This is a genomic window from Paracoccus sp. Arc7-R13 (assembly GCF_004010775.1).
GTDB classification, from domain to species: Bacteria; Pseudomonadota; Alphaproteobacteria; order Rhodobacterales; family Rhodobacteraceae; genus Paracoccus; species Paracoccus marcusii.
In genome coordinates, this window is sequence record NZ_CP034810.1 from 2,385,091 (window position 1) to 2,411,972 (window position 26,882).

Annotated in this window: 29 protein-coding genes and 1 riboswitch; of the genes, 17 read left to right on the forward strand and 12 right to left on the reverse strand. The window is 69.5% G+C overall.

Annotated features, from left to right (window positions below; translation table 11 throughout):
- Window positions 1-106: 106 nt before the first annotated feature.
- Window positions 107-583, reverse strand: a complete 477-nt coding sequence (locus tag EOJ32_RS11885) for an acyl-CoA thioesterase (protein ID WP_127898689.1) — start codon at window positions 581-583, stop codon at window positions 107-109.
- Between the two features lie 94 nt (window positions 584-677).
- A riboswitch (TPP riboswitch) is annotated at window positions 678-778 on the forward strand.
- Between the two features lie 58 nt (window positions 779-836).
- On the opposite strand from EOJ32_RS11885, the gene thiD reads away from it, so the two are divergent.
- Genes thiD through EOJ32_RS11935 form a run of 10 tightly spaced genes read left to right on the forward strand, consistent with a single transcriptional unit; the run spans window position 837 to window position 8,167 of the window.
- A complete protein-coding gene (gene thiD, locus EOJ32_RS11890) occupies window positions 837-1,652 on the forward strand; it encodes a bifunctional hydroxymethylpyrimidine kinase/phosphomethylpyrimidine kinase (protein ID WP_127899383.1) in 816 nt (271 codons plus the stop codon).
- Window positions 1,645-2,604: an FAD-dependent oxidoreductase gene (locus tag EOJ32_RS11895; RefSeq protein WP_127898690.1), complete on the forward strand. Its 960-nt coding sequence runs from the start codon at window positions 1,645-1,647 to the stop codon at window positions 2,602-2,604. The genes thiD and EOJ32_RS11895 overlap by 8 nt, the downstream gene beginning before the upstream one ends.
- Window positions 2,594-2,791 carry a sulfur carrier protein ThiS gene (gene thiS / locus EOJ32_RS11900; RefSeq protein WP_045999002.1) on the forward strand — a complete coding sequence of 66 codons (198 nt, stop codon included), beginning with the start codon at window positions 2,594-2,596 and terminating at the stop codon, window positions 2,789-2,791. The genes EOJ32_RS11895 and thiS overlap by 11 nt, the downstream gene beginning before the upstream one ends.
- 3 nt (window positions 2,792-2,794) lie before the next feature.
- Entirely contained in the window at window positions 2,795-3,556 is a 762-nt protein-coding gene (locus EOJ32_RS11905; RefSeq protein WP_127898691.1) for a thiazole synthase, read from the forward strand.
- The gene (locus EOJ32_RS11910) at window positions 3,553-4,149 is read left to right on the forward strand and encodes a thiamine phosphate synthase (protein ID WP_127898692.1); all 597 of its coding nucleotides are present in this window, start codon (window positions 3,553-3,555) and stop codon (window positions 4,147-4,149) included. The genes EOJ32_RS11905 and EOJ32_RS11910 overlap by 4 nt, the downstream gene beginning before the upstream one ends.
- The gene (locus tag EOJ32_RS11915) at window positions 4,146-5,117 is read left to right on the forward strand and encodes a HesA/MoeB/ThiF family protein (protein WP_127898693.1); all 972 of its coding nucleotides are present in this window, start codon (window positions 4,146-4,148) and stop codon (window positions 5,115-5,117) included. The genes EOJ32_RS11910 and EOJ32_RS11915 overlap by 4 nt, the downstream gene beginning before the upstream one ends.
- On the forward strand, window positions 5,114-6,046 hold the full coding sequence (locus tag EOJ32_RS11920) for an ABC transporter substrate-binding protein (RefSeq protein WP_127898694.1): 933 nt from the start codon (window positions 5,114-5,116) through the stop codon (window positions 6,044-6,046). Before EOJ32_RS11915 ends, EOJ32_RS11920 begins: the two co-directional genes overlap by 4 nt.
- Window positions 6,043-6,720, forward strand: a complete 678-nt coding sequence (locus EOJ32_RS11925; protein WP_127898695.1) for a TenA family protein — start codon at window positions 6,043-6,045, stop codon at window positions 6,718-6,720. Before EOJ32_RS11920 ends, EOJ32_RS11925 begins: the two co-directional genes overlap by 4 nt.
- On the forward strand, window positions 6,717-7,412 hold the full coding sequence (locus EOJ32_RS11930) for an ATP-binding cassette domain-containing protein (RefSeq protein WP_052714602.1): 696 nt from the start codon (window positions 6,717-6,719) through the stop codon (window positions 7,410-7,412). Before EOJ32_RS11925 ends, EOJ32_RS11930 begins: the two co-directional genes overlap by 4 nt.
- Window positions 7,400-8,167, forward strand: coding sequence for an ABC transporter permease (locus tag EOJ32_RS11935; protein ID WP_045981315.1), 768 nt, complete (start codon window positions 7,400-7,402; stop codon window positions 8,165-8,167). The genes EOJ32_RS11930 and EOJ32_RS11935 overlap by 13 nt, the downstream gene beginning before the upstream one ends.
- Here the strand turns inward: EOJ32_RS11935 and EOJ32_RS11940 are convergent.
- The 7 genes from EOJ32_RS11940 to EOJ32_RS11970 all read right to left on the reverse strand — a co-directional run bounded on the left by EOJ32_RS11940 (window position 8,154) and on the right by EOJ32_RS11970 (window position 17,314).
- Complete coding sequence (locus tag EOJ32_RS11940) at window positions 8,154-8,927, reverse strand: MetQ/NlpA family ABC transporter substrate-binding protein (RefSeq protein ID WP_127898696.1); 774 nt, start codon at window positions 8,925-8,927, stop codon at window positions 8,154-8,156. The genes EOJ32_RS11935 and EOJ32_RS11940 overlap by 14 nt on opposite strands.
- Before the next feature lie 30 nt (window positions 8,928-8,957).
- Window positions 8,958-9,632: a methionine ABC transporter permease gene (locus EOJ32_RS11945; protein WP_045981317.1), complete on the reverse strand. Its 675-nt coding sequence runs from the start codon at window positions 9,630-9,632 to the stop codon at window positions 8,958-8,960.
- Window positions 9,622-10,656 (reverse strand): ATP-binding cassette domain-containing protein, encoded by a 1,035-nt coding sequence (locus EOJ32_RS11950; protein WP_164871438.1) that lies wholly within the window; start codon window positions 10,654-10,656, stop codon window positions 9,622-9,624. The genes EOJ32_RS11945 and EOJ32_RS11950 overlap by 11 nt, the downstream gene beginning before the upstream one ends.
- A 201-nt stretch (window positions 10,657-10,857) precedes the next feature.
- Window positions 10,858-12,687, reverse strand: coding sequence for a response regulator (locus EOJ32_RS11955; RefSeq protein WP_127898698.1), 1,830 nt, complete (start codon window positions 12,685-12,687; stop codon window positions 10,858-10,860).
- Window positions 12,677-13,540, reverse strand: coding sequence for a protein-glutamate O-methyltransferase CheR (locus EOJ32_RS11960; protein WP_127898699.1), 864 nt, complete (start codon window positions 13,538-13,540; stop codon window positions 12,677-12,679). The genes EOJ32_RS11955 and EOJ32_RS11960 overlap by 11 nt, the downstream gene beginning before the upstream one ends.
- The gene (locus EOJ32_RS11965) at window positions 13,537-16,602 is read right to left on the reverse strand and encodes a response regulator (protein WP_240542424.1); all 3,066 of its coding nucleotides are present in this window, start codon (window positions 16,600-16,602) and stop codon (window positions 13,537-13,539) included. Before EOJ32_RS11965 ends, EOJ32_RS11960 begins: the two co-directional genes overlap by 4 nt.
- Window positions 16,603-16,765: 163 nt before the next feature.
- Window positions 16,766-17,314, reverse strand: coding sequence for a cytochrome b (locus tag EOJ32_RS11970; protein ID WP_127898700.1), 549 nt, complete (start codon window positions 17,312-17,314; stop codon window positions 16,766-16,768).
- 102 nt (window positions 17,315-17,416) lie between these two features.
- Here EOJ32_RS11970 and EOJ32_RS11975 point away from each other — a divergent pair, with 102 nt between their 5' ends.
- Genes EOJ32_RS11975 through EOJ32_RS11995 form a run of 5 tightly spaced genes read left to right on the forward strand, consistent with a single transcriptional unit; the run spans window position 17,417 to window position 22,189 of the window.
- Entirely contained in the window at window positions 17,417-18,160 is a 744-nt protein-coding gene (locus tag EOJ32_RS11975; RefSeq protein ID WP_240542425.1) for a CDP-alcohol phosphatidyltransferase family protein, read from the forward strand.
- Complete coding sequence (locus EOJ32_RS11980) at window positions 18,157-19,734, forward strand: sulfatase (RefSeq protein WP_240542426.1); 1,578 nt, start codon at window positions 18,157-18,159, stop codon at window positions 19,732-19,734. Before EOJ32_RS11975 ends, EOJ32_RS11980 begins: the two co-directional genes overlap by 4 nt.
- Window positions 19,731-20,675 carry a lysylphosphatidylglycerol synthase transmembrane domain-containing protein gene (locus EOJ32_RS11985; protein WP_127898701.1) on the forward strand — a complete coding sequence of 315 codons (945 nt, stop codon included), beginning with the start codon at window positions 19,731-19,733 and terminating at the stop codon, window positions 20,673-20,675. Before EOJ32_RS11980 ends, EOJ32_RS11985 begins: the two co-directional genes overlap by 4 nt.
- The gene (locus EOJ32_RS11990; protein ID WP_371705503.1) at window positions 20,672-21,721 is read left to right on the forward strand and encodes a glycosyltransferase family 4 protein; all 1,050 of its coding nucleotides are present in this window, start codon (window positions 20,672-20,674) and stop codon (window positions 21,719-21,721) included. The genes EOJ32_RS11985 and EOJ32_RS11990 overlap by 4 nt, the downstream gene beginning before the upstream one ends.
- A gap of 54 nt (window positions 21,722-21,775) precedes the next feature.
- Complete coding sequence (locus EOJ32_RS11995) at window positions 21,776-22,189, forward strand: VOC family protein (protein ID WP_127898702.1); 414 nt, start codon at window positions 21,776-21,778, stop codon at window positions 22,187-22,189.
- A gap of 3 nt (window positions 22,190-22,192) precedes the next feature.
- Here EOJ32_RS11995 and EOJ32_RS12000 read toward each other — a convergent pair whose 3' ends face one another.
- Genes EOJ32_RS12000 through EOJ32_RS12010 form a run of 3 tightly spaced genes read right to left on the reverse strand, consistent with a single transcriptional unit; the run spans window position 22,193 to window position 24,500 of the window.
- On the reverse strand, window positions 22,193-23,536 hold the full coding sequence (locus EOJ32_RS12000; protein WP_127898703.1) for a HAMP domain-containing sensor histidine kinase: 1,344 nt from the start codon (window positions 23,534-23,536) through the stop codon (window positions 22,193-22,195).
- The gene (locus EOJ32_RS12005; RefSeq protein WP_127898704.1) at window positions 23,533-24,195 is read right to left on the reverse strand and encodes a response regulator transcription factor; all 663 of its coding nucleotides are present in this window, start codon (window positions 24,193-24,195) and stop codon (window positions 23,533-23,535) included. Before EOJ32_RS12005 ends, EOJ32_RS12000 begins: the two co-directional genes overlap by 4 nt.
- Complete coding sequence (locus tag EOJ32_RS12010; RefSeq protein ID WP_127898705.1) at window positions 24,195-24,500, reverse strand: PepSY domain-containing protein; 306 nt, start codon at window positions 24,498-24,500, stop codon at window positions 24,195-24,197. The genes EOJ32_RS12005 and EOJ32_RS12010 overlap by 1 nt, the downstream gene beginning before the upstream one ends.
- A 132-nt stretch (window positions 24,501-24,632) precedes the next feature.
- Between EOJ32_RS12010 and EOJ32_RS12015 the strand changes: the two genes are divergently transcribed.
- Entirely contained in the window at window positions 24,633-25,349 is a 717-nt protein-coding gene (locus EOJ32_RS12015; protein WP_127898706.1) for a calcium-binding protein, read from the forward strand.
- A gap of 29 nt (window positions 25,350-25,378) precedes the next feature.
- Here the strand turns inward: EOJ32_RS12015 and thyX are convergent, their stop codons facing one another.
- Entirely contained in the window at window positions 25,379-26,284 is a 906-nt protein-coding gene (thyX, locus tag EOJ32_RS12020; protein WP_045999591.1) for an FAD-dependent thymidylate synthase, read from the reverse strand.
- 137 nt (window positions 26,285-26,421) lie between these two features.
- Between thyX and EOJ32_RS12025 the strand changes: the two genes are divergently transcribed.
- Window positions 26,422-26,850: a VOC family protein gene (locus EOJ32_RS12025; protein ID WP_127898707.1), complete on the forward strand. Its 429-nt coding sequence runs from the start codon at window positions 26,422-26,424 to the stop codon at window positions 26,848-26,850.
- The last annotated feature ends 32 nt before the right edge of the window (window positions 26,851-26,882 follow it).

A 26,882-nucleotide genomic window follows, 5' to 3' on the forward strand; every position in this document is an offset into this window, starting at 1 on the left:
CGGCACCTATCGTCGCTGCGACCGGCCCACCCTGCACCCGCCGCCCCGGACTAGCAGGGCCAAAGGCGGTTCCCTACGCGGTTTGGATCGCAAAGTCCACGCCCAATCAGGGGGTGTTCGACGCGGCCTCCTGGCGGGCCGCGATCTCTCGCCGCATGGCCCGCCTGACCTCGGCCGACCGCCAGCGCTGGCGGTCGATGTCGTCCTCAAGCTCGGGCTTGGGGACCGGCACAGGATGGCCGCGTTCGTCGACCGCGACCATGGTGAAATAGCAGGAATTGGTATGCCTGCGGGTGCCACGGCGGATGTTCTCGGCCTCGACCCGGATGCCGACCTCCATCGATGTGCGGCCGGTATGGTTCACCCGCGCGCGAAAGGTCACCAGCTCTCCCACGTGGATGGCCTCCTTGAAGGTCACCTGGTCGACGGACAGGGTCACCGCATATTCTCCAGACCAGCGCGACGCGCAGGCATAGGCTACCCGATCTAGGCAGGCCAAAAGCGCGCCGCCATGAACCTTGCCGCTGAAATTCGCCATGTCCGGCGACATCAGCACCGTCATCTCCAGCCCGCGCCTGTCCATCTGTCCCCCATCCGCTGCCCCGCCATCCTGCGACAATCGCGCGGGCGCGAAAAGCCCCCCTTGCGCCCCGCGCCCGCCGCGCCTAGCCTTGGGGGGCAAACCGTTGGGGTGTCCCGTCAGGGGCTGAGAGGCGACAGCCAACCCATCGAACCTGATCCGGGTCATACCGGCGGAGGGAACGGTGTAGATATCCGCGCGGCCATCGGCCCGCTCTGTGTCCCCACCCCTTTGCCCGGTCACGACCCGCCACAATATGGGGGACGACGTGACAGCACCCATTGCCCTGACCATCGCCGGGTCCGATTCGGGCGGCGGCGCCGGCATTCAGGCGGATCTGAAGACCTTTTCGGCCCTTGGCTGCTATGGCGCCAGCGTGGTGACCGCGCTGACGGCGCAGAACACCCGCACCGTGGCTTTGGTCGAACCCGCTAGCCACGCGATGATCGCAGGGCAGATGCGTGCCGTTCTGGACGATCTGGACGTCCGGGCGGTCAAGCTGGGCATGCTGGGCGGGGCTCAGGCCATCGCCACGGTGGCTGGGGGTCTGGACGGCTGCGGCCTGCCCATCGTGCTGGACCCGGTGATGGTGGCGAAATCGGGCGACCGCTTGCTGCCGCCCGATGCCACCGACGCGCTGCGTGCCCTGCTGGCATGCGCGACGCTGCTGACCCCGAACCTGCCCGAGGCCGCCTGCCTGTTGGGTTGTGCCCCGGCCACCACCCCGGCCCAGATGGCCGAACAGGGTGCTGCGCTGCGCGCCATGGGCGCGGGGGCCGTGCTGATGAAGGGTGGGCATGGCGACGGCGCGATCTGCACCGACCTTCTGGTGACCGCGCAGGGGGCGACGCCCTTCAGCGCCCGACGCCTGTCCACCCGCAACACGCATGGCACCGGCTGCACGCTGTCGGCGGCCATCGCCGCAGGCCTGGCACACGGCCTGCCGCTGGAGCAGGCGGTGGGGGTCGCACACCGCTATCTGCAACGCGCGATCGCGGCGGCGGACGATCTGTGCGTGGGGTCGGGGCACGGGCCGGTGCATCATTTCCATGCGGTCTGGTCGCATGGCTGATGTCACCATCATCGGCGCGGGCGTGGCCGGGCTGTTCGCGGCCCATGTGCTGGTGCGGCGCGGCCTGATCCCGCGCATCCTGGACCGCAACGGCGCGCCTGGCCCACACGGCTGCTCATGGTGGGCCGGCGGCATGCTGGCCCCGCAGTGCGAGGGCGTGACCGCCGACCCCGTGATCACCCGCCTTGGCGCAGAGGCCGCCGATGCCTGGTCCGCCATCACGCCCGTCACGCGGCGCGGCACGCTGGTCCTGGCGCTGGACCGCGACCGGGCGGAACTGGCCCGCTTTGCGCGCCGTGCCACGGCGCATCACCCCTGCGACAGCGCCGATCTGGAACCAGACCTGCAGCCCCGGCCCGGCCTGATCTTTCCAACCGAGGCGCATCTGGACCCCCGACGTGCCTTGGCCGACCTGGTCGCGTGGCTGGCCGCGCGCGGCATCGGCATCGAATGCGCGACCGCCGAGCCCGGCGACGTCGCAGGCCCGGTGATCGATGCCCGCGGACTGTCGGCCGCCCTGCCCGACCTCCGCGGCGTGCGCGGCGAGATGGTCGTTCTGCACGCGCCCGACATCGCCCTGACGCGGCCGGTCCGCCTGCTGCATCCGCGTCATCCGCTGTACATCGTGCCGCGCGCGGGCGGCCTGTTCATGCTGGGCGCGACCCAGATCGAAAGCGCATCCCGTGCGCGCCCTACCGCCCGGTCGGTGCTGGAACTGCTGTCGGCGGCCTATGCGCTGGACCCCCGCTTTGCAGAGAGCGCCATCGTCGAGATGGGCGCCGATCTGCGCCCGGCATTTCCGGACAACATCCCGCGCGTGACCGTCCGAGGGCGGGTGCTGCACCTGAACGGGCTGTTCCGTCACGGATACCTGATGGCCCCCGCGCTGGCGCGCCAGGCGGCCGATTACATGATCACCGAAACCAAGGGAGAACTGGTCCATGAGGATTGAGGTCAACGGAACCCCCCGCGACATCGCCGCCACCACCGTGGCCGACGCGCTGTCCGAACTGGGCTGGGGCGAGGCCCGCGTGGCCACGGCGCTGAACGGTGATTTCCTGCCCGCTGCGTCCCGCCCGACGCAGGCGCTGCGCGACGGTGACCGGCTGGAGGTCCTGGCACCCATGCAGGGAGGATAGGCGATGCGTGATTTCTATGGCGTCACCCTGCCCAACGCGCTGATGCTGGGCACCGCCCAATACCCGTCCCCGTCGGTCCTGCAGGAGGCGTTCCGCGCCAGCGGTGCGGGCGTGGCGACCGTGTCGCTGCGCCGCGAGGCCGGCCAGGGCCAGGCCTTCTGGTCGCTGATCCGAGACATGGGCGTGCGCGTGCTGCCCAACACCGCCGGCTGTCACAGCGCGCGAGAGGCCGTGACCACGGCCCGCATGGCGCGCGAAGTCTTTGAGACCGACTGGATCAAGCTGGAGGTGATCGGCCATGCCGACACGCTGCAGCCCGACCCCTTTGGCCTGCTGGAGGCCGCGACGACGCTCTGCGCCGAGGGCTTCGAGGTGTTTCCCTATACGACCGAGGATCAGGTTCTGGCCGCCCGCCTGCTGGATGCGGGGTGCCGGGTGCTGATGCCCTGGGGCGCGCCCATCGGGTCTGGCCTTGGGCTGAACAACCGCCACGGGCTGCGCATGCTGCGCGCGGCCTTTCCCGACGTGCCGATGGTGATCGACGCGGGCCTTGGCCTGCCCAGCCATGCGGCGGAGGCGATGGAGATGGGGTTCGACGCGGTCCTTCTGAACAGCGCGGTGGCGCAGGCGGGCGACCCGGTCGCGATGGCCCGCGCCTTTGCGCTGGCGGTGCAAGCGGGCGCCTTGGCGCGCGACGCCGATCCCATGGGGGTGCGCGACATGGGTGCGCCCTCCACCCCCCTGATCGGGAGGGCCTGGCTGTGACGCAGCCGCGCTTCTATCCGATCTTCGATGATGCCGCGTGGCTGGACCGCGTTCTGCCCCTGGGCGTCCGGCTGGTCCAGTTGCGGCTGAAGGACCGCGACCCCGCCGACGTCCTCGACCAGATTGACCGCGGGCTGCGCCTGACGCGCGCACATGGCGCGACGCTGGTCGTCAACGACCACTGGCAGGCGGCGATCGATCTGGGCGCCGACTGGCTGCACCTGGGGCAGGAGGATCTGGACGACGCCGACCTGCCCGCCATCCGCCGCGCCGGGCTGCGGCTTGGCGTCTCGACCCATGACCGGGCGGAACTGGACCGTGCGCTGGCGCTGGCCCCCGATTATGTGGCCCTTGGGCCCGTCTGGCCCACGATCCTGAAACAGATGCGCTGGCATGAACAGGGCCTGAACCGGGTCACCGAATGGAAGGCGCTGGTGGGCGACATTCCGTTGGTCGCGATCGGCGGGCTGACCCCCGATCGCGGTGCGCAGGCGCTGGCGGCGGGGGCGGACATCGTATCGGCCGTGACCGACATCACGCTGAACCCCGACCCCGAGGCGCGGATCGGCGACTGGCTGGCGGTGACGGCATGAACCGCTATGCCCGCCAGATGGTGCTTCCGGGCATCGGCGCCGCGGGCCAGGATCGGCTGGCGCAGGCCCACGTGCTGGTCGTGGGCGCAGGCGGGCTCGGCTGCCCCGCGCTGCAATACCTGGCCGCCGCGGGAGTGGGTCGGATCACGCTGGTCGATCCCGACCTCGTGGAGGAGACGAACCTGCACCGCCAGCCCCTGTACCGCATGGACCAGGTGGGCCGACCCAAGGCCCAGGCCGCGGCGGCCGCATTGGCGGTGCTTAACCCCGACTGTCAGGTGGTGCCGCGTGTGGAATGGCTGACCCCGGCCAACGCGGGCGATCTGGTGCAGGCAGCCGACGTGACGCTGGATTGCGCCGACAGCTTTGCGGTCAGCCTGACGCTGTCGGATGCCTGCATGGCGGCGGGCAGGCCGATAATTACCGCCTCTGCGCTTGGCCTGTCGGGCTATGCCGCGGGCTGCTGCGGCGGGGCGCCCAGCCTGCGCGCGATCTTTCCCGATCTGCCGGCGCAGGCCGCCAACTGTGCCAGTGCGGGCGTGCTGGGCCCCGTCGTCGGCATGATCGGAGCGCTGCAGGCGCAGATGGCGCTGGCCGTGCTGCTGGGCCTGGACCCTCGGCCCTTGGGGCGGCTGATCAGCTGGGACGCAGGCGGCTGGCGGATGGGCGGGTTCCGCTTCGACACCGCGCCCGAACCCGCCGATCCCCTGCCCTTCATCGCCCACGCCCAGATCGCCCCCGGCGACCTGCTGATCGACCTGCGGACCGAGGCCGCGCCCATCGCCGGCGCCCGCCACCTGCCCCCAGACCGCATTGCGCATCTGGACCCCGGCCCCGCCCCGCGGGTGGTGCTGGCCTGTCGCACCGGCCTGCGCGCGCACAATGCCGGGCGGGTGCTGCAATCACGCTGGCCGGGGCCCATCGCCCTGCTGGCCCTGACCGATGACGACCTGAAAGGACGCCCATGAAGACGCTGACCCTGGCGCTGGCCGTGCTGGCCCTGCCCGCCCATGCCGAAACCCGCCTGACGGTGATGCTGGACTGGTTCGTGAACCCCGACCACGCCCCCATCGTGCTGGCTCAGGAACTGGGCTATTTCGCGGATGCCGGGCTGGCGGTTCAGACCGTGGCCCCGTCCGACCCGAACGATCCGCCGCGCATGGTCGCCGCCGGGCGCGTCGATCTGGCCGTCAGCTATCAGCCGCAGCTGCATCTGTCGCGCCATCAGGGCCTGCCGGTGACCCGCGTTGGCACGCTGGTCGAGACGCCGCTGACCTGCCTGGTTGTGCTGGCCGACAGCGGCATCGCGACCCCCGCCGACCTGTCCGGCCGAAAGGTGGGCTTTGCCGTGGCGGGCGTGCAGGAGGTGATGCTGGACGCCATGCTGACCGATGGCGGGCTGGCCCCCGATGATGTCGAACAGATCAACATCGGCTGGTCCATCGCGCCTGCGCTGATGTCGGGACAGGTGGACGGCGTCATCGGCGCCTTTCGCAACTTCGAGCTGAACCAGCTGCGGCTGGAGGGGTTCGAGGGCCGCTGCCTGAACCCCGAGGATCACGGCATCCCCGCCTATGACGAGCTGATCTATCTGGCCGATCCCGCCCGCATGGACCGCGCCGCCGTCGCGGCCTTCCTGGAGGCCACGGAACGTGCGACGGCCTTCATCAAGAACGACCCCGACGCGGCATGGCGGATCTTCGCGGAGACCGCGGCCGAACTGCGCACCCCCCTGAACGAGGCCGCATGGGCCGACACCTGGCCCCGCTTTGCCGGGCGCCCCGCGGCACTGGACGCGGGCCGCTATCTGCGCTTCGAGGCGTTCCTGGCCGACCAGGGCGCCACGCCGGGCGGGCAGTCGCTGTCCGATCTGGCCATCGACGTGACCGCACCATGAGTGCGCCCGACTATGGCCGCGCCTTCGCGCTGTGGCGGGACGCGGCGGGGCATCACTGGGACGCCTATGTGCACCATGCCTTCGTCCGGCAGCTGGCGGCGGGCAGCCTGCCCCGCGACAGCTTCCTGCACTATCTGCGGCAGGATTACGTGTTCCTGCTGCATTTCGCGCGGTCCTGGGCGCTGGTCTTTGCCAAGTCGGACCGGATGTCGGAGATGGCGCTGGCCTCCTCCATCGCCCACGGCCTGCTGAACGGAGAGATGCCGCTGCATGTCGCGATCTGCGGCCGCGAGGGCATCACCGAGGCGATGCTGCAGGACACCCCGGAATCGCCCGCGAACATGGCCTATACGCGCTTTGTGCAGGCCACCGGCTATGCGGGCGACATGCTGGACCTGCTGGCGGCGCTGGCGCCTTGCGTCTTCGGCTATGGCCAGATCGGGCTGGCGCATGCGGACAGCGGCGGCCCCTATGGCGAATGGACCGCGACCTATGGCGGCGCCGATTATCAGCGCGTCTGCCATGATGTCGGCGCGCTGATCGACGCGGCGCTGGAGGCGCGGTTGGGCCCAGACTGGCCCGCCCTGCCCCGCGCGCAGACGCTGGCGCGCCATTTCACCCAGGCCACCCAGCTGGAGGTCGGGTTCTGGCAGATGGGGCTGGACCGGACATGATCCGCATCACGGGCGATCTGATCCTGGACGGGCGGGTGCTGCTGCCGGATCTGGCGCTGGACTGTCCTCCGGGGCGCTGGACGGCGCTGATGGGGCCGTCGGGAGTGGGCAAGTCGACCTTGGGTCGGATCGTGGCGGGCCTGCCCGTGGCCGCGCGTCTGGCCGGGGCGGCGGATGTCGCGGGCCCGGTCACGCTGATGGGGCAGCAGGATCAGCTGCTGCCCTGGGCCGATGCGCTGGCCAATGCCACCATCGGCGCGCGGCTACGCGGGAAGGCGCCCGACCGCGCCCGCGCCCGCGCCCTGCTGGCCGATCTGGGTCTGGCAGGGCTGGAGGCGCGCCGCCCCGCCCAGCTGTCGGGCGGCCAGCGTCAGCGCGTGGCCCTGGCCCGCACCCTGATCGAGGATCGCCCGGTCGTCGTTCTGGACGAGCCCTTTTCGGCGCTGGACGCCGCCACGCGGGCGCAGATGCAGGATCTGGCGGCGCGGCACCTGGCCGGGCTAACCGTCATCCTGATCACCCACGACCCGCTGGAGGCCGCGCGCCTCTGCCACGCGGCCTTCCTGCTGGATGCCCGGGGAACCCGCCCGCTGGCCCTGCCCGCGACGCCCACGCCGCGCGCGCTGGACGACCCGCAGGTTCTGGCGGCCCAAGCCGCGCTGTTTCGCAGCCTGATGCCATGCGCGGCCTGATCGCCGTCCTGGTCGCGCTGTCGGTCTGGCAGGGCGTGGTCTGGGCCAGCAACGTGCCGCCCTTCATCCTGCCCGGACCGGCGCGGGTGGCGCAGGCATTGATGGATCACGCCGCGATGCTGGCGGTGAATGCGCGTTTTACGCTGGCCAATCTGACGGCGGGGCTGGCCCTGGGGGTGGCGCTTGGGGTCGGGACGGCGGTCAATCTGGCGCTGTCGCCCGCGGCGCGGTGGCTGCTGCGACCGATGCTGATCGCGGCGCAGGCGGTGCCGGTCTTTGCGCTGGCCCCGATCCTGACGCTGTGGCTGGGCTACGGCGCGCCCAGCAAGGTCGTGATGGTGGCGCTGGTGGTCTATTTCCCGGTGGCATCGGTGCTGTTCGACGCGCTGATGCGCCCGCCCGCCGCGCTGGACGATCTGGCGCGGTCGATGGGCGCCCGGCCTTTGCGGCGCTTGACGCTGATCCAGCTGCCCGCCGCCCTGCCCGCGCTTGGGTCGGGGCTGCGGCTGGCGGCGGTGCAGGCGCCGCTGGCGGTGATCGTGGGCGAATGGGTCGGCTCCAGCCGGGGCCTGGGCCATGTGATGCTGATGGCGAACGGGCGGGGTCAGACCGACCTGATGTTTGCGGCCCTGGCCGTGCTGACGGCGATGGGGCTGGCGCTGTTCGCCGCGGCGGGCGCGGTCCAGCGTCTGACGGAAAGGGGCCGCCCCGAAGGACGGCCCCAAGCAATCACTACGGCGATCACCACGAGGTGATGACGGCCCCGTCGTATTTCTCGTCGATGAAGGCCTTGACCTCGGGCGACTGATAGGCCTCGACCATGGTTTTGACCCAAGGCTCTGCCTCGCGGCCCTGCTGGACGACCAGGATGTTCACATAGGGGCTGTCGGCCTTTTCCATGGCGATGGCATCCTCGCGCGGGGACAGGCCCGAGGCCAGCGCATAGTTGGTGTTGATCACCGCGATGTCGGCATCGGCCAGCGCGCGGGGCAGCTGCGCCGCGTCCAGCTCCAGGAACTGCAGACCCTTGGGGTTGTCGCTGACATCCAGCGGGCTGGGGACCAGGCCCGTGCCCTCGGCCAGGGTGATCAGGCCCAGATCCTGCAGGATCAGCAGCGCGCGGCCGCCATTGGTCGGATCGTTCGGGGTCGCGACCTGCGCGCCCTCGGGCAGGTCGGCGATGTCCTCGACCTTGTCGGAATAGATCCCCATCGGCGTGGTGATGGTGGTGCCGACCTCGACCAGCTCGAAGCCGCGGTCCTTCATCTGGTTCTCCAGATAGGGGCGGTGCTGGAAGCTGTTGGCGTCCAGATCGCCATCCGCCAGCGCCTGGTTCGGCACGACGTAGTCGGAGAACTCGACGACCTCGATGGTCAGGCCCAGGGGTTCGGCGACCTCGGCCACCTTCTCCATGATCTCGCCATGTTCGCCGGGGGACACGCCGACCTTGATGTCTTCGGCCATGGCGGCGGTGGAGAGGGCGATGGCGGATACGAAGGTTGTCAGACGCAGCATGGGATTCGTCCTTTCTTGTCTGCGGGAAATTCAGGCGCCGCGGTTGCGGGGCGCGCGGCGGTCGACGCGGGCCGCGATCCATTCGCCAAGCGACTGGACCAGCTGCACCAGCACGATCAGGATGACGACGACGGCGGCCATGACCTCGGGCATGAAGCGCTGGTATCCATAGCGGATGCCCAGATCGCCCAGGCCCTGCCCGCCGACCGCGCCGACCATCGCGGAATAGCCGATCAGGCTGACCACGGCCAGGGTCAGGCCCAGGGTGATGCCGGGCAGCGCCTCAGGGATCAGCACCTTGCGGATGATCTGGAACGGCGTCGCACCCATGGCGCGCGCGGCCTCGATCAGGCCGGCATCGACCTCGCGGATGGCGTTCTCGACCAGCCGCGCGATGAAGGGGATTGCGGCCAGCGTCAGCGGCACGATGGCCGCGTCCGTGCCGATCGACGTGCCGACCACGGCGCGGGTGAAGGGGATGATCGCCACGACCAGGATGATGAACGGGACCGAACGCGTTGCGTTCACCACCAGCCCCAGCACCTTGTTGATCCACGGCGCGCTCAGCAGTTCGCCCCGCTGAGAGCAGGCCAGGAACACGCCCAGAGGCAGCCCGCCCAACGTACCCAGGATCGCCGAGATGGCGACCATGTAGAGCGTCTGCAGCGTCGCGTCCCAGAGGATCGGGATCAGGTTAGCGGACATGGCCCAGCACCTCCGTGGTCAGACCGTGTTGCTCAAGGAAGGCGCGGGCCTGATCGCCGCGGTCCTGGGGGACCGAGATCAGCAGGTTGCCGAAGGGGCGCGTGCCGATCTCCTCGATGGTGCCGCCCAGGATGTTGGCGCTGATGCCCAGATCGGTCGCCAGACGCGCCAGCATCGGGTCGGTCGCATGCAAACCCGCAAAGGTCACGCGGATCACCTGATCGCCCGGCGGATCGGTCTGCAGCCGCGCCGCGACGAAGGCCGGCAGCGTGGCGCCCGTGACACCGGACAGGAAGCGCCGGGTCGTCGGGTGCTGGGGGCGCGCGAAGATGTCGTAGGTCGGACCGGCCTCGACGATGCGGCCCGCCTCGATCACCGCCATGTGGCTGGCGATGTCGCGCAGCACGGCCATCTCATGCGTGATCAGCAGGACGCTGACGCCCAGGTCGCGGTTGATCTGCGCCAGCAGGTCCAGGACGGTCTGCGTGGTCTCGGGGTCCAGCGCACTGGTCGCCTCGTCCGACAGGAGGACCTTGGGGCCGGTGGCCAGGGCGCGCGCGATGCCCACGCGCTGCTTCTGCCCGCCCGACAGTTCCGCCGGATAGCGGTCGGCCAGCGCGCCAAGGCCCACCTGCTCGATCAGCTGGTCGACGCGGGCGCGGATCTGGCCGCGCGGCGTGCCCGCGACCTCCAGCGGCAAGGCAATGTTGCCCCGCACCGTGCGCGAGGCCAGCAGGTTGAAGTGCTGGAAGATCATGCCGACATCGCGCCGGATTGCGCGCAGCGCTGACCCGGTGGCGGTGCCCACGTCGCGACCAGAGACGGTGACGCGGCCCGTTGTCGGCCGCTCCAGCCCGTTCACCATGCGCAGCAACGTGGATTTGCCCGCGCCGGAACGGCCGATGATGCCGGTGATGCCGCCCTCAGGGACCGATAGGGTGATGTCGGCCAGCGCCGTCACCTGGCCGCCCGCCTTGGGAAAGGACTTGCCCAGCCCTTCGAAGGTTATCGCCGCGCCGGTCATCCGCATCCTGCATGCTTGCCAAAAGTCAGGGCGCGGTCCTGCCCGAAACGGCCGCCGGGCGCAAGCCGTGCCGCAGCCGCACCGTGATCATGCACGGAACGGTCGTTCGCGCGCCGCACAGCCTGCCGGAACGCAGGCCCTGCCCCAGCCGATGCGCACGGACCGCAGCGGTCGGGACGCGCATCGGGCAGGACGGCGTCCTTATTCAGCGGCGTCTGGCACCCCGCGCGCCAGAAGCGCGGTCAGGATCGTGCGCAGAGTGTCGGGGCGGAACGGCTTTTCGATCAGCGGCGCATGGTCGAACCCCTGCGGCAGGTTCTCGCGGCCATAGCCCGACACGAAGCAGAACGGCACCGACAGGCTGTCGAAAAGGGCCGCGACCTCGTCCACCGGCTCTCCCTTCAGGTTGCCGTCCAGCAGGGCCAGGTCGATGGGCCCGTTTCGGGCAGCGGCCATCGCCTCGGGGACGCTGCGGGCGACGCCGGTGACGGTGGCTCCGGCATCCTCCAGCTCATAGCGCAGGTCCAGCGCGACCAGCGGCTCGTCCTCGACCAGCAGGACGCGCGCGCCCTCCAGCGTCGATGCGCGGATGACGGGTTGGCCGACCAGCGCCTCGGCGGTGGCTGCCTGGCCTGCCAGCCGGGTCACGCCGTCTGTCAGGCGGATGGTCCAGACGACCCCGTCGGGGTTCCAGTCGGCGCTGACCGCGGCCGCATCGCCGCCGCCGGCCGCCCCGATCAGCGTCATACCGAAGCCCATGCGCGACGGCGCGGTGACGGCCGGGCCGCCCGTCTCGCGCCAGGTCAGGACCAGGCGCTGCCCCTCAAGGCGCCAGGCGATGTGCACGATCCCGCCCGGAACCGACAACGCACCGTATTTCGCCGCATTCGTGCCCAGTTCGTGCAGCGTCAGCGCAAGGCGCAGCATGGTGTCGGGGGCCAGTTCCACCGGTGGGCCGTCGCGGCGCAGCCGGTCGCCGTCCAGCGTACCCGAACTGATCTGGTCGTCGATCAGCTGATCCAGCGGCGCGCTGGCCCAAGTCGCATCCGACAGGATCGAATGGGCGCGGGCCAGCGCCTGCAGGCGTCCGCCAAAGCTGGTCTCGAACTCGGGCAGGCTGCCGGATTGACGCAGGCTTTGGCGGGCGATGGCCTGGACGTTGGCCAGGGTGTTCTTGATGCGGTGGTTCAGCTCTCCGATCAGCAGGGCGCGGACCTCCTCGGACTGCTTTCGTTCGGTGATGTCTTGGACCTGCAGCGACAGCGACTGGCGGTTCAGGCCCTCGGACAGGACCGATCCATAGACCTCGCAGCAGATCGGGCCGATATCGGCGTGATCCAGGCTGATCTCGGCCGAGAAGCGCGGCACGCCATCCTGCTGGCTGTCCAGCCAGCCGGTCAGCAGCGCGGCCCCCTGTTCGTCCAGCCAGCCCGCCGCGGTGGCGGTCATGCCCAGCATGTCGCCCGCGGGCCGCCCGAACATGCGTTCGGCCCCCTTGGACCAGCTGCGCACGCACAGGTTCCGGTCCAGCGTGACGAAGGCCAGCGGCGAATTGTCGGCATGGGCCTTCAGCTGCGCCATCGCGCGGTCGCGGTGCAGCGCGATGTCCTGCATCTCGTCGCGCTGGCGCTGCAGGTCCTTGGCCTGGCGGCCGATGCGGAAGAACACCTCGGCCTTGGATTTCAGCACCACCGGATCGATGGGCTTGAAGATATAGTCGACCGCCCCCGCCTCGTACCCGCGGAACCGGCGGGCCTCGTCCATCTCGGCGGCGGTGACGAAGATGATGGGCACGCCGCGGGTGCGTTCGGTGGACCGCATCAGTTCCGCCAGCTCATAGCCGTCGGTGCCGGGCATCTGCACGTCAAGGAAGGCCAGCGCGTAATCATGCTGCAGCATCAGTTCCAGCGCTTCGGTCGCGGACCGCGCGGTGTCGACAACCAGCCCGTCGCGCCGCAGCAGCGCCTCCAGCGCCATGATGTTTTCCGCGATGTCGTCGACGATCAGGAAACGGATGGGTCTATCGGGCATGAATAGTCTCCTGGTCGGCATTCCGGCGCCAGATCCGGTCCGGTTCGGCAAAGGCCGCGAAGGACGCGGCATGGGTGGAAAAGCGCAACGTCTCGTGAGAGCCGAGGCCAAGAAAGCCGCCCCGCGCCAGCGCCTCGGCGAACAGGCCCACGGCGCGGTCCTGCAGCGTCCCGTCGAAATAGATCAGCACGTTCCGGCACGACACCAGCTGGACCTCGGAAAAGACCTGGTCGGTGGCCAGGTTGTGCTCGGTGAACACCGTACGCGATCGCAGGTCCCGGTCAAAGGCCGCGCGCCCATAGGCGGCGGTATAGTAATCCGACAGCGACCCCAGCCCCCCCGCCCGCTGATAGTTCTGCGAGAAGACCGGCAGGCGATCGATGTCATAGATGCCGGCCTCGGCCCGGGCCAGGGCGCGGCGGTTGATCTCGGTCGCATAGAACATCGTGCGGTCGAACAGCCCCTCCTCGCGGAACAGGATGGCCAGCGAATACAGCTCCTCGCCATCGGCACAGCCCGCCACCCAGACCTTGAGCGAGGGGAAGGTCCGCAGATGCGGGATCACCTCGCGGCGCAGTGCAAGGTAATAGGCCGGATCGCGAAACAGCTCGCTGACCTGCACGGTCATCGCGTCGATGATGTCGGGCAGAACCGCGGGATCGTGCAGCAGGCGGCCCTGCACCTCGGACAGGGTCGCGCATCCAAGCCTTTCGCGCGCCAGTTCGGCGCGACGGGCCAGCGATGCGCGCGAATAGGACCTGAAGTCGTAATGGTGGCGCCGGTTCAGCGCCTCCAGGAACAGGTCCAGCTCGATCGCGTCGGCCGCGCGCAGGGGGACGGGATCGACGCTCATCGCGGCATCCAGACCCGGGTCAGCGACAGTAGCTTGTCGACATCCAGGGGCTTGGGCAGATAATCGTTCGCCCCCGCCGCCAGGCACTGGTTCTGATCCTCGGCCATCGCCTTGGCGGTCAGCATGATGATGGGCAGGCCCTTCCAGCGGTCGATCTTGCGAATCTCGCGCGTGGCGGTCAGGCCGTCCATCTCGGGCATCATCACGTCCATCAGCACCAGGTCGATCTTGGGCGCGGCACCGTCGTTGATGCGGCCCAGGGCCTCCAGCGCCTCGCGGCCGTTCCGGGCGATCTGCACGGTCGCGCCATGCGGCTCGAACACGCCGGTCAGGGCATAGACGTTGCGGATGTCGTCCTCGACCACCAGGATGCGGCGCCCCTCCAGCTGCGCATCGCGGTTCAGCGACGCGGCCAGCATGTCGCGCTGTTTCTGCGGCAAATCGGACACGACCTGATGCAGGAACAGCGTGACCTCGTTGATCAGGCGTTCAGGCGATTTTGCACCCTTGATGATGATCGATTTCGAATAGCGGCGCAGGCGCTGCTCCTCGGCCTCGGACAAGGCGCGCGCAGTATAGACGATGACCGGCGGGAAGGACGCCGTGCCGTCCCCGTCCAGCTGCTCCAGCACCTCGAACCCCGATGCATCCGGCAGCGTCATGTCCAGCACGATGCAGTCGACCGTCTGGCTGCGGCAGATCTGCAGTGCCTCGGCGGCGGTACCGGCGCCGACCGTCTCGACCCCGTCGCTGGTCAGCAGCGCCTTGAGCCCCAGCATCTGCGCGGGATCATCCTCGACGATCAGCACGCGGCGCAGGCACTGTTCCAGGCGGGTCTCCAGATTGCGGATCGCCGTGGCCAAGTCGTCGCGCCGCACCGGCTTCATCATATAGCTGATGGCGCCCTGTGCCAGCGCCTCCTTGGTGTAATCGTCGGCCGAGACCATGTGCACCGGGATATGGCGCGTGGTCGTGTCGCGCTTCAGCCGGTCCAGCGCGGACAGGCCCGAATGGTCGGGCAGGCCCACATCCATCACGATCGCCTGCGGCAGGAAATGGCGCGCCGCACGCACCGCGTCATCCGCTCGGCCCACGCAGACGCAGCGGAAGCCCAGCTCCTGCGCCAGACTGTAGAGGATGCGGGCGAATGCCGGATCGTCCTCAACCACCAGCATCACCCGGTCGCCGGCGCCGATCTCCGCGCGATCGTCCTCGACCCCCGGCAGGGCGTCCAGCATCATCGGCGCGGGTTCGGGCATCGTGGGCGCGGGCAAGGACCGCCGCGCAGGTGCCGGCGATTGCAGCGCCGGGGCGGCGGGCAGGATCAGCGTGAAGGTGCTGCCCTTGCCGGGCGCGCTGGTCAGCGTGATGCGCCCGCCCAGCAGATCGGCCAGTTCACGGCAGATCGACAGGCCCAGCCCCGTTCCGCCGAAGCGGCGGGAGATGGTGCCGTCCGCCTGCCGGAACGCCTCGAACACGGTCTCCTGCTGGCTGGCGTCGATGCCGATGCCGCTGTCCTGCACCGACAGCGCGATCCCCTGCGCCGCCGGGGAAATATGCAGCACCACCTGCCCCCGTTCGGTGAATTTCAGCGCGTTCGAGATGAAGTTCCGCAGCACCTGTTCCAGACGCTGCCGGTCGGAGGAGAACGCCGCGACCTTGGGATCGACCTGCGCCGACAGGGTCAGCCCCTTGTCGCGGGCCTGCGCCTCGAAGGCGCGCACCAGCTTGTCGGCCAGCACCTGCGGCTCGACCGTGTCGCGCGACACGTCCATCTTGCCGGATTCGATCTTGGACAGGTCCAGGATGTCGTTAATCAGCGCCAGTAGATCCTTGCCCGATGCCTCGATCGTCTCGGCCCAACGGACCTGCTCCTCGGACAGGTTGCGGCCGCGGTTGTCTGACAGCAGCCGCGACATGATCAGCAGCGCGTTCAGCGGCGTGCGCAGCTCGTGCGACATGTTGGCGACGAATTCGGACTTGTAGCGGCTCTCCTGTGCCAGCTCCTGCGCCTGATCCTCCAGCATCCGGCGCGACCGGGCCAGAGCATCGCGCTGCTCCTCCAGCTCCTGGGTCTGGCTTTCAAGCTGGGCGTTCTGTTCTTCCAGCTCTGATTGCTGTGCCTCCAACCGGCGCTGGCTGTCCTGCAGGGCGCGGGTCTGCTCCTCCAGCTCCTCGTTGGACGCCGCAAGCTCCTCGGTATGGGCGCGCAACTCCTCGGCCTGACGGCGGGTCTCCTCCAGCAACTCCTGCAGCTGTTGGCGATACTGGGCGGATCGCAGCGCGATGCCCAGCTTGTCTCCGATACGCTCGAACAGGTCGATCACGCGAGGCGGCGGGGCGGCATCCAGCCCGAACTCCAGCACGCCGTTGATCAGCTGCCCGTCCCGCATCGGCACGATCAGCGCATGCGCCGTGCGCCCCCGCGCCAGTCCCGTCGCCCAGCCCAGCGCCTGGTCCGGCGCCAGGGACATCTGCAGGATGCGACCTTCGGTGACGGCGCGGCCCAGATGGCCTTCGTCATCCGCCACACGTTCCGCCAGGGCGTCGCCGTCGGTGCCCCATTGCGCCAGCCGCAGGTGGCCATGTCCATTGCGGGCATAGGCGACGGCGGCCCGCGCGCCGATCCGGTCGGCCAGCACCTGCAGGACCTGGCGGGCCAGCTTTTCTGCGGTCAGGTCGCCTTGGACGGCACGGGACACCGCGACCTGGGTGCCGGTGATCCAGTCGGTGTCCAGCAGCTTGCCGCGGGTGACGATCAGCCTTCGCCCCAGAAATCCCAGGCACAGATACACGATCCCGGCCAAGCCGCGGTTCACGGCCGCCACGGTCGGATCGATGCCGGTGTTGTCCTTCTGGAACGCCAGCGCCATCGCCACGCAGACCAGCACAGCCGTGGCCACTGGCAACGCGGGCCAGCGCGCGAAGACCGCAAGGCTCAACGGCAGGATATAGATTAGCCAGACCGCCGTCCCCAACGGCACCATCAGATCAAGGGTGAACACGCCGGCAAGTGCCGCTGCGATGACGACCAGAATCGTCAGGTCTTGGGTCTTGGTCACGATCTCTCCTGGTCGGCGGCATTTTCGACGTCACCGTCGAACGCCGCGACAGGACCTTTCGTTCAACCGCCTGTGATCAATATTTGATAATCCGGTGCGACCCGACGGTCCCCGTCATTCGCGCCGCATGGCCATATCCAAACCGGACGGTCCTGTCGAGGGCTCAGCGCGCCCGCGGCGGCCACATCCGCGCCCAGACCCCGTCGCGCCGGATCAGCGCATGGTGCAGCGCCGCGCCGACATGCAGGGCCAACACCGCCATCAGCGCCCACGCCGCCAGTTCGTGCAGGCTGCTGGCGGCGTCGGCCAGGGGCTTTGACCGGGGGACCAGCGTCGGCAGGCCAAGCGCATCCAGCCCCTCGATCGGAAAGCCGCCCGCGCGCACGCGGACGTAACCCGACAGCGGCATCACGATCATCAGCCCGTACAGCGCCAGATGAGACAACCCCGCCACCCGCTGCTGCCAGTCTGGCATGGTCGCGGGCAGCGGCGCGGGCGGATGCGTCAGCCGCCAGACCAGCCGCAGCGCGATGATGACGATCAGCAGGCTGCCCACGTTCTTGTGAAACAGGTACAGCGCGTCGCCCAGGCCGCGGTCCAGCCCGTCCTGCACCATCAGCAGACCCACCGGGATCATCGCCAGGATCAGCGCCGCGACCAGCCAGTGCAGCATCCGCGCCGTGGTGCCATAGCCTGCGGGTCGATGATCCATGACGCAGCCCTCCTGTCGCGACAGGATAGCCCGGGATCGTGCTGAGGCAAGCCTGTTCAGAAGTCAGCTTGACGCGTCATGCCCCTGTCATATGTTCACCCGATGCAGATTTCCCGCCCCGACCTTGCCGATCCCACCGTCAGACCGGCCCCCGCCGCAGGCCGCCGCCTGCCCGAGGGGTTGATCCTGGCCATTCCCGCGGGGCTGGCCCTGAACCTGGGCATCGGCGTGATAGTCCTGGGCCAGGGCACGGGTGCCCTGGTCGCGGGCGTCGTCTATCTGGCGGGGGCCGCGCTGGTCTGCGTTGCGATGCGCAGGCATTATCCGCATGCCAGGCTGGGGTCGTGCAACGCGGTGACGCTGATGCGCATGGCGCTGACGACGGCGTTGATCGCGCCCCTGGTCGGCGGGGTCGCGGCGGGCTGGGCAGTGGCGGCGATCGCAACCATATCACTGACGTTGGACGGGGTGGATGGCTGGCTGGCGCGGCGCAGCGGCCTATGTTCCGATTTCGGCGCCCGTTTTGACATGGAGGTCGACGCCGCGCTGGCCCTGATCCTTGCGCTGCACGCCCTGGCCGGCAGCCCCGTCGGACCAGAGATCCTGGCCCTTGGCGTCATGCGCTATCTGTTCATCGGGGCGGGGCTGGTCTGGCCGTGGATCATGGCGCCGCTGCCGGTCAGCTATGCCCGCAAGGCCGTCTGCGTGCTGCAGCTTGCGACGCTGATCGCGCTTCAGGTGCCGGTCCTGTCGGACGATTTGGCAATCACCCTGGCGCGGATCGCGGCAGCGGCGCTGATCTGGTCCTTTGGCCGCGACGTGCTGTGGTTGCGGGGCCATCGGTGACCCCCCGGCCCTTGTCGGTCCTTGCCGCCATCCTGCTGCTGCACGTCCTGCTGGCGCTGCCCGCGCATCCCGAGCAGCTGGCCTGGGCCGCGCTGGCACGCCCGGCGCCGGAGCTGGCAGTGGTGATCCTGCTGGCGCTGGCCGCGGGCCGGACGGTCGCGGGGCGGCTGCTGCGCGTGGCGGCGACCCTGGCGCTGACGCTGGTCACCGTGCTGAAGGTCGCGGACTTGGCGATGCTGGAAAGCCTGGGCCGCAGGTTCAATCCGGTCGCGGACCTGCCTCTGATCGATGCATCCGTCCGGCTGATCGCCGGCAGCTTGGGCCCCTGGCAGGCGGCGGGTGCAGTTCTGGCCGCGCTTCTGGCCACGTTGCTTATCGTTGCAGGCACATGGTGGGCGATGGGCGTGCTGATGCGCCGGGCCCCGCGTGCCGCCTGGTTGCGGATCGCCGGTCTGGCAGCCTCTGTCGCGGGGATCGCACTGCTGGCGGTAATGCCGCCCCCGACGGCCGCCTATGCCATCGACCGCGCGCAGCTGTCGGCACGCACCGTGACAGAATTGCGCCAGTTCAACGAACAGGCGCGCCAGGATACGCTGGCCGGGCTGCAGGATCCGCTTGCGCTGATCGACCGCGACGTTCTGGTGATCTTTCTGGAAAGCTATGGCCGCACCAGCTTTGACACGCCCTTCTTTGCCAACACTCACCTTCCCCGGCTGCGCCAGGGACAGCAGGTGCTGCAGGATCGCGGATTGGCCATGGCATCGGGGTTCCTGACGTCGCCGACGCATGGCGGACAAAGCTGGCTGGCGCATGCGACGCTGGCCAACGGGCTGTGGGTCAATGACCAGACGCGCTATCAGGCGGCCATCGCCAGCGGGCGCCGAACGCTGTTCCACCACGCCGCCGATGCCGGGTTCCGCACTGCGGCCGTGATGCCCGCCATCGTTCGTCCCTGGCCCGAGGCGTCGACGATGGGGTTTCAGCGAATCCTGGCCGCGCCCGACCTGGGCTATCGCGGGCAGCCGTTCAACTGGGTCACCATGCCTGATCAGTTCACGCTGGCCGCCACCGACCGCCTGTTGCGCGACGGCAGCGACCCCCGCCGCCTGTTCGCGCAGATCGCCCTGATCTCGTCCCACGCGCCTTGGACCCCGGTCCCCGAAATGCTGCCCTGGGAGGATCTGGGCGACGGCACCGAATTCGACGCGATGGCGCAAGCGGGCGATCCGCCGAACGTCGTCTGGCGCGACCGCGACCGGGTGCGGGCCCAGTATCGTGACACGATCGACTATACGCTGCAGGCGGTGCTGGACTATGCCGCGCGGCAAGGAACGGACGCGCCCCTGATGATCCTGGTCGGCGATCACCAGGCCGCTACCACCATCGGCCTGGACGACCGCCGAGAAGTTCCGATCCACGTCATCGGCCCGCCCGATCTGGTCGCGCGGACCGACGGTTGGGGCCTGACGCGGGGGCTGGTCCCGGAACCGGGCAGCCCGGCGATGCCGATGGAAGCACTTCGCGACCGTTTCATGCGCAACTTTTCCGGGTCCCTGGACGTGCCTCCTGCATGAACGTGACACGCAGTCTTCAAATCCTGATCGCCCTGGCAGTGATGGCGCTTCTGTGGTTCGGCCTTGACGGCCAACAGGCGCTGCACCTGCTGGTGCGTGCCGATCCGCTGTGGCTGGCGGCCGCCGCGCTGGCCCTGACGGCGCAGACGGTGCTGTCGGCAATGCGCTGGCGGCTGACGGCGCGGCAGCTTGGCCAGACCATCCCCCTCACCCGGGCCATCGGCGAATACTACCTTGCGCAGGTCGTCAACCAGTCGCTGCCCGGCGGTGTCGTGGGCGATGCCGGCCGCGCGGTCCGCGCGCGTCATCAGGCGGGCCTGCGCCGCGCCGGTGCCGCCGTCGCGATCGAGCGCCTGGCGGGCCAGGTCGCGCTGTTCCTGGTGCTGGCGGCGGGCGCGCTGACCGTGACGCTGATGCCGGGCGGGCTGACGTTGCCGTCTTGGGTCATGGGCCTGATCGGCGCATTGCTGAGCGGCGCGCTGATCGCGATGCTGGCCATCGGCGGTGCGGGACAGCTGCCTGGGCGCGCGGGCACCGCCGCACGCGATCTGCGGGGCGCGTTGCGCGTCACGCTGCTGGCGCCGGGCGCCCTGCCGCGTCAGGTGGCGCTGAACCTGGCGATCACCGGGGCCAACCTTGCGGCCTTTGCCTTCTGCGCCGCGGCCACCGGCACCATGATGTCCCCGGTCGAGACCGCCGTTCTGGTGCCGCTGATCCTGCTGACCATGATCCTGCCGCTGACCGTCAGCGGGTGGGGTCTGCGCGAGGGTGCGGCCGCCGGGCTGTTCCCCCTGATCGGCGCCAGCGCGCAGGCGGGGCTTGCCGCCAGCCTGGCCTTCGGCCTGATGTTTCTGGCCAGCACCCTGCCGGGGCTGCTGGTCCTGTTGGCGCGGCGCCGCGTCAACCGTCCCGCCCCCGCAGCCATACAGGCAGACCCGTGATCGACCCAAAGACCCTGACCTTTGCCCTGCCGGGCGACATCACCACCCTGACCGGCGGCTATATCTACGACCGCCGGATGGTGCAGGGGCTGCGCGACCAGGGCCGGCATGTCGATGTCCTGGCCCTGCCCGACAGCTTTCCCACCCCGTCCGACAGCGACATGCGCCAGGCGCTGGACGCGCTGCAGGCGCTGCCCGCGGATCGGCCGGTGATCATCGACGGGCTGGCCTTTGGCGCGCTGGACCCGCAGGGGGTGGCCGCGATCCGCGCGCCCATCGTGGCGATGATCCATCATCCCCTGGCCCAGGAAAGCGCCCTGCCCGCCGATCTGGCCGACCATCTGTGGCAGACCGAGCGCGCGAACCTGGCCCATGCGCGCCATGTGATGGTGCCCAGCCCGCATACGCGCGACATGCTGGTCGACCGCTATGATGTGCCCGCCGACCGGATCACCGTCGCCCGCCCCGGCACCGACCGCCCGGAACAGCCCCCCACGACGCAGGACCCGCCGCTGATCCTGTCGGTGGGCATCCTGCACCCTCGCAAGGGTCATGATGTCCTGATCGCCGCGCTGGCGGCGTTGGCCGATCTGGACTGGCAGGCGGTGATCGTGGGCAACCCCTGGGACGCGGCCCATGTGGTCGACCTGCAGGTGCAGATCGCCGCCAGCGGACTGGATGGACGGCTGGAACTGGCCGGGCGGGTCGAGGCGGATCGCCTGGCGGACCTGTACCGAACAGCCTCGATCTTTGCGCTGGCGACCCGGTACGAGGGTTACGGCATCGTCTTCGACGAGGCGCTGTCCCATGGCCTGCCCATCGTCAGCACGCGTGCGGGCGCGGTGCCGGGAACGGTTCCGGCCGATGCGGGCCTGCTGGTCGCACCCGACGATGCGCCCGCGCTGGCGCAGGCGCTGCGCCGCATGCTGACCGACCCGGCCGAGCGTGCCGCACGGGCGGCCGCCGCCGCACGGGCGGGGGCGGCGCTGCCGGGCTGGTCGGACACCGCGCGCGTGGCGGGCGGGGTTCTGGACGCTCTGGACTGACTTGCGGGGCGCGGCCCGCGCGTGCATCACTGCCCCGCAACCACGGAGGCCGCGATGAGATCCCTGTTCCACCTTGCCATCCATGTCACCGACCTGGACGCGGCTCGTTGCTTCTATGGCGACATCCTGGGCTGTGCCGAGGGTCGGTCCACCGACACTTGGGTCGATTTCGACTTTTTCGGCCATCAGCTTTCGCTGCATCTGGGCACGCCCTTTCCCACCACCCGCACCGGTCAGGTGGGCGATCACATGGTGATGATGCCGCATCTGGGGGTCGTGCTGCCGCTGGCGGATTGGCTGGCCTTGTCCGACCGCCTGGCCACGGCGGGCGTGTCCTTCGACATCCCGCCCCAGATCCGCTTCGAGGGCCAGCCCGGGGAGCAGCGGACGATGTTCTTCTTCGATCCCTCGGGCAACCCGATAGAGGTCAAGGGCTTTGCCGATTTCGACGGTCTGTTCGCGTCCTGACAATCAGTCCGGGTGGCGCGGCAGGTGCAGTTCCGCCGCAAGGCCCGGCAGCATGTTGATCAGCTCCAGGCGACCGCCCGCGGCCTCGGCGATGTCGGTGACGATGGCCAGGCCGATCCCCTGACCGTCCCCGCCCTGGTCCAGCCGCACGCCGCGCTGCGCCAACCGCGCCAGCTCGGCGTCCGGCACGCCCGGCCCGTCGTCGCGGATGATGACGGCCGTCCGATCGTCATCCGCACGCATCCCGACCCACACCCGCGACCGCGCATGGCGGGCCGCGTTTTCCAGCAGCGCACCCAGGGCCTCGGTCAGGTCGTCAGGGTCGATGCGCAGCGCCACCGCCTGCGGCAGGTCGACCTGCCAGTCCAGCCCGGCACCCGCGGGCGTGCGCCGCAGCACCTGCACCAGCCGGGCAACGATCGGGGCGGGATGCGCGCGGGCCTGTGCAGCGTCGGTGCGGATGCGGGCGCGCGCCAGTTCCCGGTCGACATGGCGGCGCATCACGGTGACGACATGTTCGATGCTGTCGGCCTGTTCGGTCCGTCCCTGATCGCGCAACGCCTCGGCATCGCCCAGCAGCGCCTGCAGCGGCGTCTTGAACCCGTGCGCCAGATCGCCGGCGCGGTGGCGCGCACGATCCAGCTCTCGGTCGCGGTCGTCCAGCAGATGGTCCAGCTGGCGGGCCAGGGGCGCGACCTCGGAGGGCAGATCGTCGCCCAGGCGCCGCCTGCGCCCCTGCGCCAGCCCGCGCAGATGCGCGCCGACCTGGGCCAGCGGGCGCAGGCCAAGCGTGACCTGGACGAAGGACGCCGCCAGCAGCAGGGCCGCCAATCCCGCCAGCCAGGGGACAAGGTCGCGCAGAAAGGCCGCGCGGGCCTGCGCGGAATCCTCCATGTCCTCGGCCACGATCAGGCGGATGGGGGACGCGGTCGCACCCTGCCCGATCAGCACCTGCTGATCCAGCGCCAGCAGGCGCTGGTCGCCCGGCCCGTCCAGCTGCAGCACCCGCCCCTCGCCCGGCGGCGGCGCGTCCGTGGGCACGGGCAGCGTCACGTCCCACAGCGACCGCGACCGCAGGGGCTGGTCCCCCAGCCACACCTGCCAGTAATGCCCCGAGAATGGCAGCTGCCACGACGGGTTGCGCGGCTGGTCGCGCATCTGCGGCGGCGTGCCGGGTTCGATCACCGACAGCAGAACAAGCGCCCGATCGCGAAGGTCCGACACGGCGACGCGCTGGACATGGCGGTCGAACAACACCGCCAGCATCGTCACCGACAGCGCCATGACCAGCAGGATGGTCGCCCCGCCCAGCAGCATCAGCCGCAGGCGCAGCGACAAAGGCCTCATGCACCGCCTTCCAGCAGATAGCCGAAGCCGCGCCGCGTCGCGACGATGCCCGGACCCAGCTTGCGGCGCATGCGGGTCACCACCGCCTCCAGCGCGTTGGCCTCGCGCGCGTCATCGTCGCCGTAAAGGTGCTCCAGCAGTTCCGTGGGCGACACGACCCGGTCGCGGTGAACGGCCAGATGCGCGATCACGCGGAACTCCAGCGGGGTCAGCGGGACCGGCACGCCATCGACCAGCGCCGTCATGCGGTTCAGATCGACGGTCAGGCGGCCTGCCTCGATCCGCGGTTCGGCCCGGCCGCCTGCCCGGCGCACCAGGGCGCGGGCCCGCGCCACCAGCTCCTCCATGCGGAACGGCTTGGGCAGATAATCGTCGGCACCGGCCTCGATCCCCTCGACCCGCTCGGTCCAGGCGCCCCGTGCGGTCAGGATCAGCACGGGCGAATCGCACCCCTCGGCCCGCCAGCGCTTCAGCACGGTCAGACCGTCCAGGTCGGGCAGCCCCAGGTCTAGCACGATCAGGTCGTACCCCTCGGTCCCGCCCCGGAACCAGGCGTCCTGGCCCGATGCGGTGCCGTCCACGCGGAACCCGGCCGCAGTCAGCGCCCGGCCCAGATCGGCGGCGATCCGGCTGTCATCCTCGACCACAAGGGCGCGCATCAGTCGTCGTCTTCCTCGTATACCAGAATCGCCCCCGTGCGGGCGTCCAGCTCTATCTCGATCAGGCGGCCCTCGGGGGTCAGCACCTCGATCTCATAGAGCCACAGGCCGTCCTCGTCTTCCAGCTCGACCTCGACGATGCGGCCGGGATGGAGCGCCTCGATCCGCGCCAGGATCTGTTCCAGCGGCAGCATGTCGCCGCGGTCCACTGCCTGGCGGGCGGTCTCGTAATCGGGGGCGATCGGCTGCGCCGCAAGGGTCAGCGGCAGCAGGATCAGCATCAGGCTGGACAGGGATCGTTTCATTCCCGCGTCCTAGCACGGCCAAGCTGACAGCCCGCTGACAGCCCCCGTCAGCCGGCTGTCAGCGGGCCCGTGATATCGCGATTCGCACAGGGCCGCCGCATGGGTGGCCGACAACATGAAAGGATCGCTTGAATGGCACGCTATAACGGAACTTCGGGTGCGGACCGGATCAACGGCAGCGCGTTGGCCGACCTGATCTATGGGCGCGACGGCAACGACGTGCTGAATGGCAACCGCGGCTTCGACCGCATCTGGGGCGAGAACGGCAACGACGTGCTGAACGGCGGCGCGGGCAATGACAGCCTGGCAGGCGGTGCGGGCAACGACCTGCTGCGCGGCGATGACGGAAACGACGATCTGTGGGGTGGCTTCGGCTTCGACACCCTGTTCGGCGGCCGGGGCGACGACGAGTTGGAGGGCAATCAGGGCAACGACCTGCTCTATGGCGGTCAGGGCCGGGATGACCTGGAAGGCGACGGCGGCAATGACCGGCTGTTCGGCAACGAGGGCAATGACGAGATCGAGGGCGATGACGGCGCCGACATCCTGCACGGAAACCAGGGCAACGACACGCTGGACGGCGGTCGGGGCAACGACATCCTGGCCGGGGGGATCGGCGCCGACCGGTTCGAATTCGACCTGGGCGACGGACGCGACCGTATCGTCGACTTCCAGAACGGCCTGGACCGGATCGAGATCGACGACCTGGGCCGCGGCCAGGTCCAGCGCGCCATCAATGGCGCCGTGCAGCAGGGCGGCGACACGATCCTGACGGTAAACGCGTCTACCGTGATCGTGCTGGAGGATTTCAACCGCGTGAACCTGGACCTGAACGACTTCACGTTCTGATCCGGACGGGGCGCGTGGTGCGCCCCCGCTCAGCCCCAGACGGCTTGGAACTCGCGCCATTCACGCGCGCCCATGCCGGCATTTTCCTGCGTGACGACCTCTCCGGCCAGGCGCCGCCGCAGCGCATCGGCGGCTTGCGCGGACAGGTTCACGGCATTCATCCGGTAATCCTGGAATGCACCAAAGGCGGCGGGCACCCAGTCGCGGGTGATGTCGCACATGATGTCGGCATAGGCCCGGATCTCGTACTGGGCATGGCTGTCGGCGCGCAGGCGCAGGAAATGCAGCAGGTTGTGCAGGTCCACCTTCCAGTACCACTGGGTATAGATGTTGGCGGGCAGGTTCATGCGCGCCAGTTCCCGCGCCAGACCCTGCTGCCCCTCCTGGCTCAGCATCGCCTCATAGCTGTCATAGCTGCGCATCGCGTCCTCGCGCAGCAGGTCCAGCACGCGCTGCGCCTCGGCGCCCTGCAGCACCTCGCCCCGGCCCTGGTGGTTCTGCGACGACTGCGCGGCCAGATGCTCGGGCGCGGGGATGTAGAACTCCCGGTCCAGAATCGAATAGCGGCCGGAATACTCGTTCACGTTGGCGGTGCGGTGACGGATCCATTGACGAGCCACGAAGACCGGCAGCTTGACGTGGAACTTGACCTCGCACATCTCGAAGGGCGTCGAATGCCAGTGCCGCATCAGATAGCGGATCAGCCCCTCGTCGTTCTGCACCGACTTGGTCCCCTTGCCATAGCTGACGCGCGCCGCCTGACAGATCGCCGCGTCGTCGCCCATGTAGTCGATGACCCGCACCAGCCCGTGATCCAGAACCTGATGCGCCACGTACAGGTGGTTCTCCATCCCCTCGGACACGGCGCGCAGCGTCTGGCGAGGCGTGGCGCGCTGGCTGTCGATCTCGGCCTGCTGTTCGGGCGTGAGGGGCATTGCGGCGGTCCTTTCAGGCGGTGCGGTGACCCTCGTCCTAAGTCAAGAACGCGACTGCGGCAACCGCCCACGCGGGGGTTGCGTTGCGCCGGCGCCAAGACCATGTCTCCTTCAACCCAAACGTCAAAGGATACTCTATGAACATCCGCTATCTGCACACGATGGTCCGCGTAAAGGACCTGGACAACACGATGGATTTCTTCCGCCTTTTGGGCCTGGAGGAAACGCGCCGCATCGACAACGACAAGGGCCGCTTCAGCCTGGTGTTCATGGCGCCTCCGAGCCAGCCGGAATGCCCGGTGGAACTGACCTACAACTGGGACGGCGATGACGGCCTGCCCTCGGACAGCCGCCATTTCGGCCATCTGGCCTACCGCGTCGGCAACATCTACGAGATGTGCCAGAAGCTGCAGGATGCCGGCGTCACGATCAACCGCCCCCCGCGCGACGGCCACATGGCCTTCGTGCGCAGCCCGGACAACGTGTCGATCGAACTGCTGCAAGAAGGCGATCACCTGCCCCCGCAGGAGCCGTGGTCCAGCATGGAGAACACCGGCACCTGGTAAGGCGCCAGGAAAAGGCACACCCGGCCCCGAAG